Origin of the sequence: Bacillus sp. FSL E2-8868 (genome assembly GCF_038005505.1) — a bacterium.
GTDB lineage: Bacteria > Bacillota > Bacilli > Bacillales > Bacillaceae_G > Bacillus_A > Bacillus_A mycoides.
Map to the genome: position 1 here is coordinate 291164 of NZ_JBBOTI010000004.1, position 17721 is coordinate 308884.

Here is a 17721-nt window from a genome sequence, read left to right on the forward strand (position 1 = left end):
AAAATATGGGTTTGTGAGGTGTTTTTAATCAAACTTTATTTCAAAGCTACAGAAGTAATCAGAAAAAAGTTAATATCATGCAGGTGAATGAAATGAATAATATATATAACGAAAAGACACACACATCGATTAAACAATTGTTTAACAAGTTTTCACCCAAAGTTCCTGGCTGTGCATATATTGCTAGTTTTGATAGCAGGGTAACTTATAAAGGCGCAGTTGGCTTAGCTTCTATAGAAGAAAGTCTACCCATAACCACAAAAACAATTTTTAATATTGCTTCAGTTTCTAAACAGTTCACTGCATTTTCTATTTTACTCTTAGAGCAAGAGGAAAAATTGAGTTTAGATGATTCAATTGTAAAGTTTGTCCCTTCTATAGGAGCATATGCTGAACCTGTAACATTGAGACACCTAATTCACCACACTGGTGGACTAGTTGATTATATAGAATTGGCTGAAGCAGCAAATATTAAATTTACTGATACATTAACTGTGGAAGAATCGCTAGAACACCTTAGTGGTCATCAAATTGCAAGGTTCCCAGTTGGAACAAAATTTGAGTATAGCAATACAGGATATTTTTTATTATCGCAAGTGATAGAGAAGGTAAGTGGCAAGTGTCAACGTGAGTTTACGAAGGAGCGTATTTTTGAACTTTTAAATATGAGAGACACAACAATTGTGGATTACTATCCAACAACTATATCAATTGCTAGTGGATATTTGAAGAATGAACAAGGAATATATGAAATCTATGAAAGCCCTTGGGAACATACAGGGGATGGGGCAGTTCATACAACTGTTGAAGATCTGGTAAGATGGGGAGAAAATTTAACTACAGGTACCATTGGTGGAAAAGACCTTGTTAAAAGAATGAGCGAAATAGGTCCGAAAATTTCTCCAACTGGAGAGACGATTATTAACAATGAAGATTATGCTTTTGGGCTAAGGGTTGCAGAGGGTTTTAATTGTCGATATTTGGAACATTCAGGAGGCTGGGCAGGTTTTAATTCACACTTCATGCGGTTCCCAGAAGAGCGTTTGTCTGTTGCGGTATTAAGTAACCATGACGAATTTGACTCTAAAAAATATGCTAATGAAATATCGGAAATTGTTTTAGAAAAAGTACAAAACAAGAGAGCGTAGATTTGAATGACACTCTTACATTAGTTGTAAATGCAGTTAATGGCATTGAAGATAGACTACTTCTAGCCACAGTCCAAAACAGAGCTCCATCGGTTGGTATTACTTGTTGGACCCCTTCATGGTAAAAATAAGTCTAAAGTATAGGAAGTGAACATAATGACAAATGTATCAAGTCGAGTAGCAAGTATGCCTTTGTTTTCACAAACGATTGTGGATTTGAAATAAAGTCACGATGTTTGTAAGAAAGACGCGAAGTTTTGAATAAAGTTGCGACGTTTCTAAAAAAGATGCGATGCTTTATCTTTTCAATCAAAGAATTTTAAATGCGTTTTGATCAAACTTTTTTATAAAACTAAATGTTCATTCAAAAAGAAACGAATCCATTTTGATCAATCCCTTTTCAAAATAGATTCGTTTTATTTATCGTACAATATAAGTTTGCAAAGTATTTTTAATCGAACTTTTTTATAAAGCTTCACAACGATTAAATATGATGATAAAAAAATATATTGGAAGACCCTATACATACAGGATATAGAATCTTTTCATTATAAGAATACCTTTAAATTTGTGTATATAGTTTAGGTTGAAGAAAATGAAATTTATGAAATCGGAAAATAGTTCATTTTCCCTAAAATTTGTTCATATTGTATATATTCCTGAGTGGTATTGATTTCTGGACTATTTTTAAAAGTTGTTAAAGCGCTCTCGATTAAAAATTTTCTTGAATCTGCTTTATTATACATAATCTCTTCTTGAATAAAGTACAACAGGTTTAAACATGTTGTCATTTTCTGCTTTTCGAAACCATTTTTTTTCTCAATCACTTTTTTTAAGTGTAGCGTAGCAATTGAAAATTCATTGTTAAAAAAATCATTATAATCTGATTGAGGTAAAAATTCATTTATATATGCGGGTGTAAATAATTGAATGCTCTTTTCACTAATATCTTCCAAAATGATAATTGTCCGATCCATACAATAAGTAACAATTTGCTTTATGGTAATTGTTTGATTCCATGCATTACTGGTATGAAGAATATTCTGCATCATACCTATGAAAATAACCGCACAATCCACTAAATAATTTGATTTATCCTCGGGGAAAATATTTGTAAAGCGTTTATACACCCAACTTAAAAATAAGTATTTAGACTGCTTAATAAATTGTATGAGATCTGGATCGTTTGATACAAGCACATCTTCAATTAATTGCATTAACTTGTTTTTTTTATTAAGTTCCATCATGAGGCTGACTTGTTCTATATAGATAGCAATATCTTTACAATCTTCTCCAATAAGTAATTTGTCTCTTTCCACTTGCATCTCTTCTTGGATAAGTTTAAATACAGCTTTGAATAGTTCGCCTTTGGAAGAAAAATAATTATAAAAAGAACCTTTGGAAATATTGCTATGATTTAAAATATCTTGAATAGATGTCGCGTGATATCCCTTTTCTATAAATAGCTCATGTGCTTTATCTAAAACGTCTCTTTTCTTCTTATTCATATTCTAAGCTCCTTTAGAGGTAATGCTCTTATATTAATAAATATATTGTAACAAAGAAAATACAACTAGTACAATTTTGGACAATCGGTACATTTTTGTTGATAATTAATTGCTAATGAGATATCATTAACCTTGTTGGACTTGAGGTATAAAAATAAACCGATAGTACAGAAGGGGGCATATACATGAAAGAAAAACAAACAAAAGCTTCTTTTAGCTTATTAGCGATTTTAATGATAGGAGCATTTGTAGCGTTATTAAGTAATACATTGCTTAATATAGCTTTACCATCTATCATGAAGGATTTTGATGTGAGTGCTTCAACCGTACAATGGTTATCGACAGGATATATGCTAGTAAATGGAATTTTAATTCCCACTACTGCATTTTTAATAAAAAAATATACGGCTAGACGATTATTTTTAACCTCTATGGGGTTGTTTACAATTGGTACATTAATAGGTGGATTTGCACCAAGTTTTTCAGTCTTACTTTCGGCTCGTATGATTCAAGCTTCAGGAGCGGCTTTAATTATGCCACTACTAATGAATGTTTTATATACAACATTTCCACCTGAAAAACGTGGCTCAGCAATGGGGATTTTTGGTTTAGTAATGATTTTTGCACCTGCTATTGGACCAACATTATCGGGGTGGGTTATCCAACATTATGATTGGCCGGTACTTTTCTTAATGATGGCTCCTATAATGGCTTTAGTCTGGATTTTGGGATACTTTAAATTACATGATCACAAAGAAAAAAGCAATGACAATATTGATGGATTATCTGTTGTCTTATCAGCCTTGGCTTTTGGTGGTATTTTATATGGATTCAGCTCTGCTGGTAACAGTGGATGGAGTGCACCTAATGTTTATTTAACCATTATTATTGGACTAGCATCGTTGGTAGGGTTAATTGTTCGTCAATTTAATCTTGATGAGCCTATGCTCGACTTTAGAGTATATAAATACCCAATGTTTGCTTTATCGTCAATTATTTCAGTGGCTTTAAACATGGCGATGTTCTCTGCCATGCTGTTATTACCGATTTATTTACAAAATATCCGTGGTATTTCCGCAATGGATTCTGGTTTACTAATGTTACCTGGCGCATTAATCATGGGGATTATGATGCCTATTACAGGAAAATTATTCGATAAATATGGTCCGAAATTGTTGGCGTTTATTGGCTTAGCTATTGTAATCGTTACAACATTTTTATTTAGTCAACTAACGGGATCCACTGAGTATACACATTTAGTTGTGTTATATGCAACTCGTATGCTTGGTATCTCAATGGTTATGATGCCGATTATGACGAATGGTTTAAATCAATTACCACCAGAATTCACACCACACGGAACAGCAATGAATAGTACGATTCAACAGGTTTCAGGAGCAATCGGTGGTAGCCTACTCGTTACAATTATGTCTAATCGAACAGCAATACATGTAGAAGAAATGATGTCTAATGCTATAAATAAGCTAGCAAATGCACCTACTGGTGAAGCCTTAGCAAAAATACAGCAGCATATCTCCATGGAAGCAACTATTTCAGGAATCAATGATGCATTTTTAGTATCAGCTGTTATTGCTGGTGTAGCATTTATTCTATCGTTCTTTCTTAAAAGAACAACAGTTCCAATTTCAAATCAAGTAGATGATCGACTTGAGAACATAAATTAGTTGTTTAGAAAATGAAGAATTTCTAGAGTTAAGGCATCTTCTTTCTGTCTATCTGATGAACGTTTTTAATGTGATTGATTCAATTGAACAATACATGTGAAAAGTTGAAATAAGAGGGGGATTAACATGGAAGATGTAAGAAAATGGGGTCAATTTTTACTACCATATAAGTTTGCTTTAGATGAAATGACAACCAAAATTAATATTATAGCTGAAGAAGCAAAGTATTTAAAAAACCATAATCAAATTGAGCATATTAAGACGAGACTTAAATCATTCGAAAGTATTCAACTAAAACTTGATAGAAAAGGAATTTCTCCTACATTGTCAAATTCAAGAGAACAGTTGTATGATATTGCAGGTATGAGAATCATTTGTTCTTTTGTAAATGACATTTATGATATCTATTCACAGCTATCCAAGCGAAATGATATTAAAATTATACAGGTGAAAGACTATATTGAAAATCCAAAATCAAATGGATATCAGAGTTTACATGTAATAGTACAAATCCCTGTAACACTATCCCAAAAAGTAGAGAATGTTTATGTCGAAATACAGCTTCGAACCTTAGCTATGGATTTTTGGGCTAGCTTAGAGCATAAAATTTATTATAAGTATGACAAAAAAATCCCTTTCCATCTTGAGCAAGAACTTATTGAAGCGGCCAAAACTGCAAAATCTTTGGATGAAAAGATGAGGGACATTCATGTAAGAGTGGAAGGTTTGAAAGGTTAAAGAGGCATGTTGAGAATAAATAGGATCGCATGAAACAATTTTTTATAAAAAAGGACGAAAATACTTGATTGAAGCTGAAGAGATAAAGATTCAACACCAATGATTATCAATAATTGAAATGCTAATGATTATAATAAAAAAGAACCTTCAATAGGTTCTTTTTTATAGTTGGTAAATATGTTATCAACAATAGATGGTAATAAAGATAGTAATTTAGACATTTTTTATTAATTGGCTAAGTTTTCTTAGGAAGAAATCTTTTTCTCATGACTGATCGCTAGATATAATAGGATATATCATGTATTGATTTGGGTGGGTGATTTAGCTTTTTGGGTTTACCACGCTAAAATGTAAATTTTGCTTAGGGACAAAATGTTAAAGTTCTACATTCTGAATTAACAGAAAATTCAGGTGGTAAAAATCCCGTTGAATATTTTATCAGGTAGTTCATATTTCTTTGACCATAATTTCATGTTGTTACCGAACGTTTATATGTGTCAAATGGAAAGAAATATTTTCGTGTTACCATCTATTGTTTGATTAAGATGGTAACACGAAAATAAAACGTTTACAACAAAAAGATAAAGAAAAAATATGAAAATTCGACTTTTTTCGACAAAATGATTGAGAGAGAAAAAATCTAAATTAAGTAAATCTTATATGTAGAGAGATTCTTTATCTCATAAATAACAGTTATAACATATGTAAATGTTCTATAAGTAATTAAAACGTCGAAGATAAAATTATATTGTGACAATTATAAACAAAACATACTTAATAATTCATACTTAGACTAACAAATCAATTCATAATAAGTTAAATACGCTATATTTAATAGAGTATAATATGGAATATATAACTATAATATTCCATATTATATATAATTATAAATCATTTAACATATTAGTTGCGGGAAATTTTGACATAAGATATTTTAAATATTAAGCACAGAAACATTTTAAAGAAAAAGAGCTATTTTAAAATGTACCCTAAAAACGTTTTTCCTAAAAAGTAGTAAGAATTTTTAAATTGTTTCTGTGCCTAATTAGATGAAAATAATTTAATAAATTGTTTAAAAAAGATAAAAGCAAGTTACTTTTACGGAGAAATATACATTCCATACCATTAGAATTATGTCAGATCGTAGCATACAAATTACATTCTTCTATCTTACAAACTGCACAACTACCATTATAGGTAACTTGTCTTAGTTTTAACATCACATTCATCATTTTTTTGTCCAATAAGATTAATATGGTTAGAAAAACGTGCCGCCATCTACTATGAAAATATTAGCAATTAGGAAGAATTATTTATAAAGTAATATAGAAATAAAATTATCCGGTTGTTTATAAGTGAATTTTTAATATTTTTGGCGTTTTTCAAAGGGCTTTCACTTATATTTCATATCATGAGGACAATTGTTGTGTTGTTTGAAGGGAAGGGTATAGGTGTTAACAGTTCATTTGTATATAAAAAATAAACAACCTGTTGAGTGTATAATAAAAGATTTTTTAAAATAATTTATGAATACACACAAGTGATGTTGAGTTATTTATTCAAAGTAGAACCTTTAATAATCTATAAATTGTTATATAAAGAAATAAGAATAGAGGTATTCATTATGAAATTCATAAAAGGAATATTCGTTTCTACGATTGCACTTACAGCCTTTACAGGATTAGAGTTAATTAAATTTAATGAAAATCCCAATGTAGTGTATGCAGATTCGAAAGATTCTTCAAAAAATACAAGTCAATTCCAGGGGGATATTAAAGAAGGAGGTAAAATTATTTTAAAGTTTAAAAGTGAAGTGAATTTCCCGTATAAGGATGGACTCGAAATACAAATAAAAGATGAGGGTAGCGATCCGGAATTAGTAAAAATCTTCTCTGAATTTCCGCAGCTAACATTAAAGCGTTTATTTACATCTGTAAATCCGAAAGAAATTGAAAACATTGATAAACATACGAGGGAAACTGAAAATAATGCACCTTCTAAATTACTAGATTATTATATTGTCGAAGTGCCTAATAAAGTAACAGCTGAAGCGTTGATGGACAAGTTTAAGAAATCTTATCTTGTTGAAGAAGTATATATGCAAGAAAAGCCAGCTCTTTTACCAGAAATACAATTACCTACTGTATCGCTTAATCCTTACGACGATCCAAGATTTTCAAACCAGGGATATATTAAGGAAGCACCATATGGGATTAATTCATCTTATGCATGGAGCATTAAAGGTGGAGATGGAAAAGGAACTACTTTTGTAGATATGGAGTATGGATGGTTATTAGACCATGAAGATTTAGTAAATCAAAAAGTTGAGCTAATATCTGGTAGAAATATAGATCAACACGTTGGCCATGGAACCTCTGTTCTTGGGATTGTTTCTGCTGAAGATAATAAGGTTGGTAACATAGGGATTGCACCAAAGGCTAAGGTAAAAGTAGTATCCCAAATAAGAGATGATGGGTCTTATAATACGGCGGATGCTATAATAAATGCTGTACATAATTTACAAGCTGGGGATATTTTATTATTAGAGGCACAAGCTTCTTATGATGGATATGGAGATAAATATTTACCTGTTGAAGTACAGCCAGCTATCTTTGATGCAATACGAGCTGGAACGGATAAAGGAATTATTGTGATAGAAGCCGGGGCAAATGGTTCTAATGACCTTGATCAATTTAGAGATCGTAATGGAAAACAGGTATTAAATCGCAATAGTCCAGATTTTAAAGATTCAGGAGCTATAATGATTGGAGCCGCATCGTCAACTGTTCCTCATAAACGTTTATGGTTTTCAAATTATGGTAGTAGAATTGATGTTTATGGTTGGGGAGAAAATGTAGATACAACTCATGCTGAACCTAATAGAATCACTAAAAATCTCTATACAACTGGCTTTAGTGGTACATCTAGTGCTTCTCCAATTATTGCTGGAGCAGCGACTTCAATACAAGGTGTTGCTAAAGAACATTTAGGACGTCCATATAAACCAGCTGAATTAAGAAATATACTAAGTAATCCAAATACAGGTACCAAATCTCAAAATCCGTTAACAGATAAAATTGGTGTTTTGCCAGATTTAAAGTCAATCTTATCAAATTTGGGATATAGCCCAGATATATCGAACGATGTTAATGTTTTAGAGGGAAATCAATTTGTATGGTCAATGAAAGGAATAGGAGATTTTGAGTTTGCTAAATTAGATTTCAATAAGACAAAAGAAGAAATGCAAATTCAATTAAAAGCAGGTGTGCCACATCATTACTTTGATAGTACATATGCGAGTATAAAAGTCCAAAACCTATCTGGAAAAGTGATATATAATAAAGACATTTATGGAAACAGGCAACAGAATGCGGAAACACAAAAAGTTTCGGTGAAAGTCGGAGACTATATAGAATTTACACATTTAGAGGGTGGAAACCGTGCGACTCTTATAAATGTGGATAAAAATATACAGGAGATTTTTGGTAAGAAGATAGCGTATCAAGTTACAGTAAATGGTCTCAAGAAAGTGGATCAAATTACTATTCCTAATCCTATTCCAGACATAGAAGCTCCTACACAGCCTCAAGGGTTACAAGCAACCAACATCACTGCAGATAGCGTGGAGTTAAAATGGAATCCATCAACAGACAATGTAGGTGTGAAAGAATATCAAGTACTACGTGACGGGAAATTCATTCAAACGGTACAAGGAACCACATTTACTGATGGTAAACTGACTGCTAACATAGAATACAAATATACTGTGAAGGCTATAGATGCGGCTGGAAATCAGTCTATTCAAAGTAGTGTTCTTAGTATAAAAACAAAAGAGCAAAATACCACTTATGAAAAATGGAATCCAAGGAAAGCATATACAAAAGGGGATAGAGTAGAGTATCAAGGGAAAATCTATGAAGCTGTTCAAAGTTATCAAGGAAATGGAGATTCGAATTGGATATTCTCGTTATCCTTATGGAAAACAATTTCAATAAGTTGATGATATCGCCTGATGTAAATATAGTCTATTTGAGAGAATAGTCACTTCATAACTAGTTAAATAATTTTTATGAGCTACATTACACCTCCATAACGAAAATTTTATATCATTGCAGATATTGTTGATTTGAAATAAAGTCGTACCGTTTGTAAAAAAGTTTGATCAAAAATCCTGCTTGAAATGCAGGATTTTTCTTGTTCAATAAACGGGTCATTATATGGAATAAGCAGAATGATCAACCAGAAATAAATGGGCTGAATTTATAATAAGATTAGGTAAGATAGCAGAAATTAAATGTCTTTTTTAAAATATAAAATTGGAGAACTTTTTAAAATACTTTTTTAGAAATGGACTTATTTTGGTTTGAAAGGAAGACGTAAATTTCGATCAAACCAAGTCATCATTCAAAATGGATTCCTATTAAAACACTTATAGTAATTTGAATCTCCAATAATAAATTAGAGCAAAATTATGAAAGACTATAAACTTCGGTTGCTACTTTTAAAAAGGATTGAACTGCCGGGGGTGTGTCCTGTTTTGACATACAAGCTAATGCTATTTTCCTTAAACTTGCTAATTGTAACCTTTTTGTGTAAATATTTGGCTGAGTTTTAAGAAATAGCTCTGAACCAACTGTAACCCCAAGACCTTCATTAACCATGTTTGCAATCGTATTACAATCCTGCACTTCAAAGCGTACATTAGGCTGTACCTTCGCTTTCTTAAAAATTGCCTCTATATATAATTGATACATTCCTTTTGGCATAATCAACGGTTCGTTATTCAAATCCTCAATTTGAATAAAGTCTTTCCCTAAGAATCTTCCGTTATCCGGGAATGCTACAGCTATTGTATCTTCAATAAGTGGAACGGTATCAAATTCACAATCTAAATCTTGTTCAATTATAAATCCGACATCAATTACCCCCGTTTTAAGCCATTCAATAATTTCTTCATAGGATCCTTCAAATAATTTCAATTCAATTTTGGGATATTTCCTATGAAACTTTGAAATAATTTTCGGTAAAAGACATGCTGATGCACTTGTAAAACTTCCAATGCGAATCGTTCCTATTTCTAAATTCGCTTGTAAGGCTATTTCCTGATTAATATGTTCCATTCTGTTTAAAATTTCACGGACCTGAATTAAAATTTTAGTTCCAATTTCAGTAAGAGCTAAATCTTTTCCTTTTTCTCTGATTAAAAGATTAACTGCCCATTCACTTTCAAGACTAGCGATGGCATGGCTGACAGCCGACTGTGTTATGTGCAGGGCTTTGGCTGCTTTCGTAAAACTGCTAAGCTCGACAACTTTAGAAAAAACTTCGAAACGCGCAATTGTCATGAGTTTTTACTCATCTCCTATATTAAAAATATCAATTTTACTCATGATAACATGTGTTTTAAACTAGGGAAAGAAAAAGAAATTAGTGGGAGATGAATTTATGAATAAATTAATGATATATCTTTTAGCGTTAGGGGCATTCTTAACTGGAACCGCAGAATTTGTTGTTTCTGGTATTCTAGAAATTATTGCTAAAGATTTAGATGTTTCAATATCAGCGGCAGGACAATTAATTTCAATATATTCCATTTTCTATGCATTAGGAGCGTTCTTTTTAGTGTTATTAACAGCTAAATGGGATAGAAAAAAGGTCCTTTCAATTTCTTTGTTCATCTTTTTCATTGGAAATCTAATTGCATTTTTAAGTTCCAACTTTATTCTGGCGATGCTATCACGGATTATATTGGCGATGAGTGGCGGATTGTTCACAGTTGTCGCAACAAACTATGCTGCTCACCTAGCATCTCCTGACAAAAAAGGTAAAGCGATGGCCACAGTTACTACAGGTTTTACTATATCACTAGCATTTGGGGTACCTATTGGGACTCTAACTGCTGCGTATATAGACTGGCATTGTATTTATCTCATTATTGGAGGATTAACGCTTATAAATTTGCTCTTGTTAAACAGATTAGTTCCCAAATTAGAAGCAGAAAACTCAATTCCACTGAAAAAACAATTATTGGTAATAAAAGACAAGAAGGTTATAGCAGGACTTTTAACAACTGTATTTTGGATATTGGGATATACCTTGGTCTTTGCATATATTTCGCCAATCTTGAGTCAGGGGGCAAATTTTACAATTGAGTTGATTAGTATATCATTATTTTCATTGGGTATTTTTGCTTTTATAGGTACTCAAGTTGGTGGAGTAATGGCAGACAATTGGGGATCGGTTAAAGTCATTACCTGTAGTTTAATCGTTAATGCCATATCTTTATTTTTAATGAGGCCATTTTTAAACTCAACAATTGCTATTTTGCTTATCATTATAATTTGGGCGTTAGCTACTTGGACAACAACACCTGCAATGCATGTTTATATGATTTCATTGAAACCACAGACCTCAGAAATTTTGTTGAGCTTCAATATAACGGTGATGAATATTGGTATGTCCATAGCAGCTGGTATAGGAGGAATGGTAATTAAATACACATCAACTTTAAATCTAAGCTGGATTGGTGGAGTGATGGTTATAATAGCATTGGCATTATCTTATTATTCGTTTGCAATAGATAAAAAACATCATAAAGAGAAAGAACAAATTTGTATCAATAGTTGACTTGTGAACTACTCGCCACTTAGCAAAGCTTGAAGTGGGAGCTTCTCAGTTCCACGACGAAAGTACCCTTTCGTCTCCCTGAGCGTTACTTCGGGGTGTTCCACCCCTAGATGTCCAACGCTTGGACGCTCTTTTGGTACGGTTGATATTTTACGCAGGAACCGAATGGCTTGGTTTTCGCACTCTATTTTCTTCCTGCAACCTCATATATCAAGTTATCAAAGAACTTCATATAGCTAGTTTATCAAAATTTTTTGGCTATGCCAAACCGAAATTCATCTCCCACCTACCGTTGGGCTACGCCCTTCACACGCTTGAGGAAGGAGAATTCTTTCGGGGAATTAGTTAAATTAAAATCATATTGGCTAACGTAAAGAATACCAATCATTTACTTCTCCTATCAGCACAAGTAAATGATTGGTATTTCTCATTAGTATTGCTAAAACTGAACTACGAGCAGAATACTTTATTTCATTCTTTTTTCCCTTACAGTTTGATCTTGTAATCGCTGTTGTTCTTTTATCAGTCATTCCTACATAAGCGTTGGATATTTTGCAGGTTTGTCCAGACTGAAAAGAGCTTATTAAACCATCCATTATTCACGTTCTTCTTCATATATTTGTACCGCAATTTTTTTTGTATGTGGTTAAAACTAGTTTTTAAGAAGCATATGTTTTAGCAACTGCAGAAATTCTTTATCACTTTTATCATCTTTTATGTAATCCTGTTCGTAGTTAAAAATCATTCGTACTAACATAAAAGCTGTAAGTGGTAATGGTACCTTATGCAAAGCTCCTTGCTGATAACCTTTTTCGAGCAAATTACTTATCATTTTAATTGCTTCTTCTTCAGACTTTTTAAAACAAGCTGTAATTTCAGGTGAATGGTACTCTTTATATTCTTGAAAGAGTGTAGAAACAAACGGATCTTGATGATATTCTAGGCTGATATAATGAAGGATTTTTTGTATTCGAAGTAAAACATCTTTTTCCTCTTTATATAAATCAAATAATTGTGAACGTATAAGCTGAATATGACGCATATAGCAGTCACATAATATTTCAGTTTTATCTGTATAGTAATAATAAATAGTACCTTTACCAACTTTAGCTTTCTTTGCAATTTCATCGACCGTTGTGTTACGGACACCACCCGTAGAGAACAGTATTGTGGCAGATTGAATGATTTTCATTTTTTTATTTTCTTTTTCTAATTTGATCATTGTCTACACCCTATCCTTGAAATATTTAGCGAAGTTTTCTTTCATTACATTCTGTATCAGTCCATTTGTAATTTTTTAACTCCTAATAGAAAGTCCTCTATTTGCTTCTTATAGAATAACATACACCATTCTCATTTCTAGTATATAACTATAATAGAATGCAACTTTATAACTTAGGATAAAAATGAAAGTTTAAGGTAATAACTTTTTAATCGGACGATGAGAATTCAAGTGAAAGGGGACAGTGATTTCTTTCTTGATTGAATTATTTGATTTTTTATTCAATTCGTTTTATTATATAAACATGACTAAAAGATGTTTTTAGTCGGATTTTTTTACGGAAAACCGACTGATATTTAATTTTAGTCGGTTTCTATACTATTTGAGAGAAGGTAGACACTATGTGTGGAATTGCAGGGTGGATAGACTGGTCTAAAGACCTGTCTCATGAACAAGAAACGTTAAAAAAAATGACAGATGCTATCACTCACCGAGGGCCTGATGCAGAGGGGCATTGGCTTTCAAAACGAGCAGCATTAGGTCATCGACGTCTCATCGTCATTGATCCTGAAGGTGGCCTTCAACCTATGCTGTATAAAGATGGAAATGATACGATTGGCCTTACGTTCAATGGAGAAATTTATAACTATCAAGAACTACGTAAAGAACTTGAGGTGAAAGGTCATGAATTTCAGACAAAGTCTGATACAGAGGTATTACTACATGCTTATTTAGAATGGCAAGAAGATTGTGTTCAACACTTAAATGGGATTTTTGCTTTTGGTATTTGGGATGAAAGATTTGGGAAATTGATGCTTGGTCGTGATCATCTAGGTGTGAAGCCTTTATTTTTCGCTCAAAGAGGAAGCGCAATTCTCTTTGGTTCAGAGTTAAAAGTTTTGCTTTCGCATCCGCTTGTAAATGCAGAAGTAGATAAAGAAGGACTTTCTGAGGTATTTTGTCTTGGACCAACACGTACTCCTGGTCATGCGATTTTTAAGGATATACATGAAGTACGTGCGGGTCATTATATGACGTTTACCTCTAATGGTTCAAATACGACACAGTATTGGAAACTTGAAAGTAAAAAACATATAGATGATATTGATATGACAGTGGAGACAATCCGCTCCATTTTACAAGATACGGTTAAACGTCAGTTAATTGCTGATAGACCAGTGGTATCTATGCTTTCCGGAGGTTTAGATTCAAGTGGTCTAACAGGTTTAGCAGGAAACGAATTTGGGAATAAAGGGGAACACCTTCATACATATTCCCTGAATTTCATCAATGATGAAAAAGACTTTGAGCAAGACTTCCTTCGTTTTGATCGTGATGAACCTTGGGTGAAACGTGTGGCTGAATATGTAGGAACAAAGCATCACTCTATAGAGTTGGGATCAGATAGTTTAATAGAGCATTTATTAATTCCGATGCGAGCGCGTGATCTACCTGGAGTTGGAGAACTAGAAACATCACTTTATTTGCTATTTAAGGAAATGAAAAAAGACGCAACAGTTGCACTTTCAGGCGAATCCGCAGATGAAGTGTTCTCAGGATATCCATGGTTCCATCAAGAGAAGTTTTTAGATGCTGAGATATTCCCTTGGAGTGTTAATTTATGGTATAGTACAGAAATTTTATCAGAGGATTTTAAAGAAAAGATTAGCCCTGAAAAATATCAAAAACAAAAATTTGAAGATGCGATTGCTGAGGTTCCTTTTTTAGAAGGTGAAAGTGATCTGCAAATGAAGCAACGTCAAATGTCTTACATGTTTATTACACGTTTCTTGCCATTTATGCTAGAACGAAAAGATCGTACAAGTATGATGAATGGCTTTGAAGTACGAGTTCCATTTTGCGATTACCGGCTTGTAGAATACTTATGGAATGTTCCATTCGAAATGAAAAGCATAGACAATATTGAAAAAGGTATTTTACGTCGAGCTTTTGAAAATGTACTTCCAGAGGATGTACTTTATCGCAAAAAAAGTGCATATCCAAGCACAAAGGATGCCTCTTATCTACAAGGTATTAGTGATTGGATGTTACATGTGTTGAACAATCCTGAATCACCTATTTTGCCATTAATTAATGTAGAAAGAGTTCGTGCGATAGCAGAAGGAAAAGACGAAGTAATTTCAGGTAATGATGCACGAGGTATAATAGATTATTTACTTCAAGTTAATAGTTGGCTTCAGGAATATAATATTAAATTAGTATGGTAGATGTAATTTTCAAATCAAGAGAATAGCTGAAACATCAATGACCTAAGTGAACCGCATTTCCAATGGATTAGATAGTTATCTAATAATTGGAGATGCGGTTTTATTATCTTGATTTGCCATAACGTTAATCAGTTAGTAAATTAGAATCAAATAAAAAACATAGAAAGAAGTAGGGGAATAGTATGAATTGGAGATACCCCGTAAAGGAGAATACGATGAACCTTTTAATTAGAGAGTTAGAAGTAAATGATTTAGACGACTTACCGGAGATTGATGATAGTTTTATAGTAAACTCTCGGTTAATTCTTTCTCTTTCAAAAGTAAATAAGCAAATAGAATATACAGTAGAAGACGTTCCAAGTTATGAGAAAAGTTATTTACAAGATCAATATGATGATGAACTAGCATACACTGAATATATAAATAAGCCTGATCAAGTAATTTACATAGCAATTTTACATGACCAAATTATAGGAGTAATGGTATTGAAAAAGAATTGGAATCACTATGCTTACATAGAAGATATAAAGGTGGATAAAAAATATCGTTCACTTGGAGTAGGTAGGAGGTTAATTGAGCAAGCAAAGCAGTGGGCAAAAGAAAGCAATATGCCAGGTATAATGCTTGAAACAGAAAATAATAATGTAGCAGCATGTAGGTTCTATGAAAAATGTGGGTTTGTAATAGGTGGGTTGGATTTTTTAGTATATAAAGGGATACATGAAGAAAGCGATGAAGTTGCAATGTATTGGTATTTGCATTTCAAATGAAAGTACACCAAAACTCGGATACATAAATCCCTTGCTGTTACATTCGGGACATGCAAATAACTAAAAGAAAAAGGAGGTTCCTTTCTGAGAGTAGGGAGTTTCTTTGCTCTTGCTATAGAGAATGAGACGTTATGTTAACCGAACATGTATGTAGTATACAATTTGTTTTAGTTATTTAATTCAACTTCCTGTATAATGCAAAGTATTTAATAAATAAGGTAGAGAAAATAAATCAAATTAGATACAAAGTATATTGTGTGGGGGTGCTGTTGAAATTACAAATTAACGAGAATTATATAATTTATTCTAAGTTCTTTAATGGTAATACCCAAATCGTTAAATTCCATTTTTTCACCTACTATTTAGCACTGTATTAGTATAAGAGTTTTTTCTAACTTTTAATGTAATGTAAAATTAATATAGTTGCAATTATTATTTGTTTTAAAGGACTTACCGTTTCCATAGGATGGTGAGGCTTTTATTATGTACAAAAAAAAGACACCCTAAGGGGCCTTCTTCCGACTTGAACCACGTTCATTTAATTTAAACTTATCCGTATTATCCCTTTGTTATACGTGTAAATCTATGTTTAAAACGTATAGTATACAATTAAAAGAACTTTTTAAAATTTGAGGAGTTTATCGTGAATGGTAAAGCTCTTCATAAATATATGGGTGAGAAAACTGATGACGATTTCCCTTTTAAAATACATCGTAAAATATATTTTACGATGTATTTTGTTGTATGTTGGAGAGTATAGGAATATTAAATAATTGTTCAGCTTTTGAGATGCCTTGAGGGAATTTAGCACCTTACGCTAGCTTTGCTGCTTTCCTGGCCTCTTTAGCCTCCAGAAGACCTAATCCAGTTATGTATTGGGGAAACGGTGAAGAAATAGAATCTTTAGTTGATAGTGAATTTTTATCTTAATGTGGAAGAAAAACAGTTTTGGAAGGTGCTCAATTATATACAATATTCATTAGCAAGAGAGAGAAAAGAAGTAAAGAATCATGAATGAAAAGGGGGGAATATACTATATTACGACAAATGAAGCCTTTGTATATGTGAAGTAGAAAAAGTAAAAGATCACCTGTAAAGGGCGGTTGAAAATTGGTGTTACTATTTATTTTTTAAAGCTCTTTTTAAGAGTTCAACTATTTGTACTAGCTATTCTATAGGAGTGAGGTTTAAAGCAGGAAAATAAATTTCGGTATTATATGTAATGAATTCTTCTTTTTCATGAACAGATAAACCACTTTGTAGGATAGCTGTAATAATAAAACTACTATTTTATTAAATCTATTTTGACTGGTATTTATGAAACAGGTAGTAATAATAAAGAACAATTAAACGAAAAAATGAGTAATACCTTTATTTTTTGTTTTGTCGCAATAGGTGCTACTACATACAAATATTACTTCCCTGAAGATTTGGTTGGATGGTTAGCAGTAATAGCAAAATTCATTATACTTTTCGTTTTCCTATTTGGTATTCAATATCTTATTACAGTATTTGCATGGAAGAGATCCAATAAAATTTAATAAATATAGACAAAAAGCTTATCCTTTAGCACTTAATGATAAGCTTTTTTATTATTTTTTGTTTTTGTGGTACTTGCTTCTCCTAGGTTGATAACGATGTGGCGGCATCCCATCACTATTGATTTAAAAGAATGACGTCCACTTTTTATACAGAGATTAATTTATTTTGATTGAAAATAGATTAAAAAATTAATATTTAAATATAAATAATTTGAATATTACTATGTTATCATTTAGATGATTCAGATATGTGG

The 17721-nt window shown here is 32.2% G+C and carries 10 protein-coding genes and 3 pseudogenes; 8 read left to right on the plus strand and 5 right to left on the minus strand.

Annotation, left to right across the window (positions count from 1 at the left end):
• Positions 1–92: 92 nt before the first annotated feature.
• A complete protein-coding gene (locus NSS74_RS26500; RefSeq protein ID WP_340814635.1) occupies positions 93–1148 on the plus strand; it encodes a serine hydrolase domain-containing protein in 1056 nt (351 codons plus the stop codon).
• A gap of 602 nt (positions 1149–1750) precedes the next feature.
• Here NSS74_RS26500 and NSS74_RS26505 read toward each other — a convergent pair.
• Positions 1751–2656 carry a TetR/AcrR family transcriptional regulator gene (locus NSS74_RS26505; protein ID WP_340814637.1) on the minus strand — a complete coding sequence of 302 codons (906 nt, stop codon included), beginning with the start codon at positions 2654–2656 and terminating at the stop codon, positions 1751–1753.
• A 185-nt stretch (positions 2657–2841) separates the two neighbouring features.
• Between NSS74_RS26505 and NSS74_RS26510 the strand changes: the two genes are divergently transcribed.
• The 3 genes from NSS74_RS26510 to NSS74_RS26520 all read left to right on the plus strand — a co-directional run bounded on the left by NSS74_RS26510 (position 2842) and on the right by NSS74_RS26520 (position 9079).
• Positions 2842–4341, plus strand: a complete 1500-nt coding sequence (locus NSS74_RS26510) for a DHA2 family efflux MFS transporter permease subunit (protein ID WP_340814638.1) — start codon at positions 2842–2844, stop codon at positions 4339–4341.
• A gap of 126 nt (positions 4342–4467) precedes the next feature.
• Positions 4468–5079, plus strand: a complete 612-nt coding sequence (locus tag NSS74_RS26515) for a GTP pyrophosphokinase (protein ID WP_340814640.1) — start codon at positions 4468–4470, stop codon at positions 5077–5079.
• Positions 5080–6703: 1624 nt separating this feature from the next.
• Complete coding sequence (locus NSS74_RS26520; protein ID WP_340814642.1) at positions 6704–9079, plus strand: putative mucin/carbohydrate-binding domain-containing protein; 2376 nt, start codon at positions 6704–6706, stop codon at positions 9077–9079.
• 469 nt (positions 9080–9548) lie between these two features.
• Here NSS74_RS26520 and NSS74_RS26525 read toward each other — a convergent pair whose 3' ends face one another.
• Complete coding sequence (locus NSS74_RS26525) at positions 9549–10424, minus strand: LysR family transcriptional regulator (RefSeq protein WP_085313080.1); 876 nt, start codon at positions 10422–10424, stop codon at positions 9549–9551.
• Positions 10425–10524: 100 nt separating this feature from the next.
• On the opposite strand from NSS74_RS26525, the gene NSS74_RS26530 reads away from it, so the two are divergent.
• Entirely contained in the window at positions 10525–11706 is a 1182-nt protein-coding gene (locus NSS74_RS26530; RefSeq protein WP_340814644.1) for an MFS transporter, read from the plus strand.
• A 368-nt stretch (positions 11707–12074) separates the two neighbouring features.
• Here NSS74_RS26530 and NSS74_RS26535 read toward each other — a convergent pair.
• Positions 12075–12302, minus strand: a pseudogene (locus NSS74_RS26535) (IS4 family transposase); the annotation flags it as partial.
• 56 nt (positions 12303–12358) lie between these two features.
• Positions 12359–12928, minus strand: coding sequence for a TetR/AcrR family transcriptional regulator (locus tag NSS74_RS26540; RefSeq protein ID WP_215559743.1), 570 nt, complete (start codon positions 12926–12928; stop codon positions 12359–12361).
• Positions 12929–13329: 401 nt separating this feature from the next.
• Between NSS74_RS26540 and asnB the strand changes: the two genes are divergently transcribed.
• Both asnB and satA read left to right on the plus strand, forming a co-directional pair.
• Positions 13330–15156: an asparagine synthase (glutamine-hydrolyzing) gene (gene asnB, locus NSS74_RS26545; RefSeq protein WP_159146547.1), complete on the plus strand. Its 1827-nt coding sequence runs from the start codon at positions 13330–13332 to the stop codon at positions 15154–15156.
• 215 nt (positions 15157–15371) lie between these two features.
• Positions 15372–15926, plus strand: coding sequence for a streptothricin N-acetyltransferase SatA (gene satA / locus NSS74_RS26550; protein WP_340814645.1), 555 nt, complete (start codon positions 15372–15374; stop codon positions 15924–15926).
• 1167 nt (positions 15927–17093) lie between these two features.
• Here the strand turns inward: satA and NSS74_RS28035 are convergent.
• A pseudogene (locus NSS74_RS28035) lies at positions 17094–17201 on the minus strand (contact-dependent growth inhibition system immunity protein); the annotation flags it as partial.
• A gap of 8 nt (positions 17202–17209) precedes the next feature.
• On the opposite strand from NSS74_RS28035, the pseudogene NSS74_RS26555 reads away from it, so the two are divergent.
• Positions 17210–17467: pseudogene (locus tag NSS74_RS26555) on the plus strand (DUF6773 family protein); the annotation flags it as partial.
• Positions 17468–17721 lie beyond the last annotated feature (254 nt).

What these genes read in the sequence shown, in the direction of transcription:
- satA (WP_340814645.1), top strand. Translation starts at nt 15,372, where the DNA reads ATGAACCTTTTAATTAGAGAGTTAGAAGTAAATGATTTAGACGACTTA.
- NSS74_RS26515 (WP_340814640.1), top strand. Translation starts at nt 4,468, where the DNA reads ATGGAAGATGTAAGAAAATGGGGTCAATTTTTACTACCATATAAGTTT.
- NSS74_RS26525 (WP_085313080.1), bottom strand. Translation starts at nt 10,424, where the DNA reads ATGACAATTGCGCGTTTCGAAGTTTTTTCTAAAGTTGTCGAGCTTAGC.
- NSS74_RS26505 (WP_340814637.1), bottom strand. Translation starts at nt 2,656, where the DNA reads ATGAATAAGAAGAAAAGAGACGTTTTAGATAAAGCACATGAGCTATTT.
- NSS74_RS26530 (WP_340814644.1), top strand. Translation starts at nt 10,525, where the DNA reads ATGAATAAATTAATGATATATCTTTTAGCGTTAGGGGCATTCTTAACT.
- NSS74_RS26510 (WP_340814638.1), top strand. Translation starts at nt 2,842, where the DNA reads ATGAAAGAAAAACAAACAAAAGCTTCTTTTAGCTTATTAGCGATTTTA.
- NSS74_RS26520 (WP_340814642.1), top strand. Translation starts at nt 6,704, where the DNA reads ATGAAATTCATAAAAGGAATATTCGTTTCTACGATTGCACTTACAGCC.
- NSS74_RS26540 (WP_215559743.1), bottom strand. Translation starts at nt 12,928, where the DNA reads ATGATCAAATTAGAAAAAGAAAATAAAAAAATGAAAATCATTCAATCT.
- asnB (WP_159146547.1), top strand. Translation starts at nt 13,330, where the DNA reads ATGTGTGGAATTGCAGGGTGGATAGACTGGTCTAAAGACCTGTCTCAT.
- NSS74_RS26500 (WP_340814635.1), top strand. Translation starts at nt 93, where the DNA reads ATGAATAATATATATAACGAAAAGACACACACATCGATTAAACAATTG.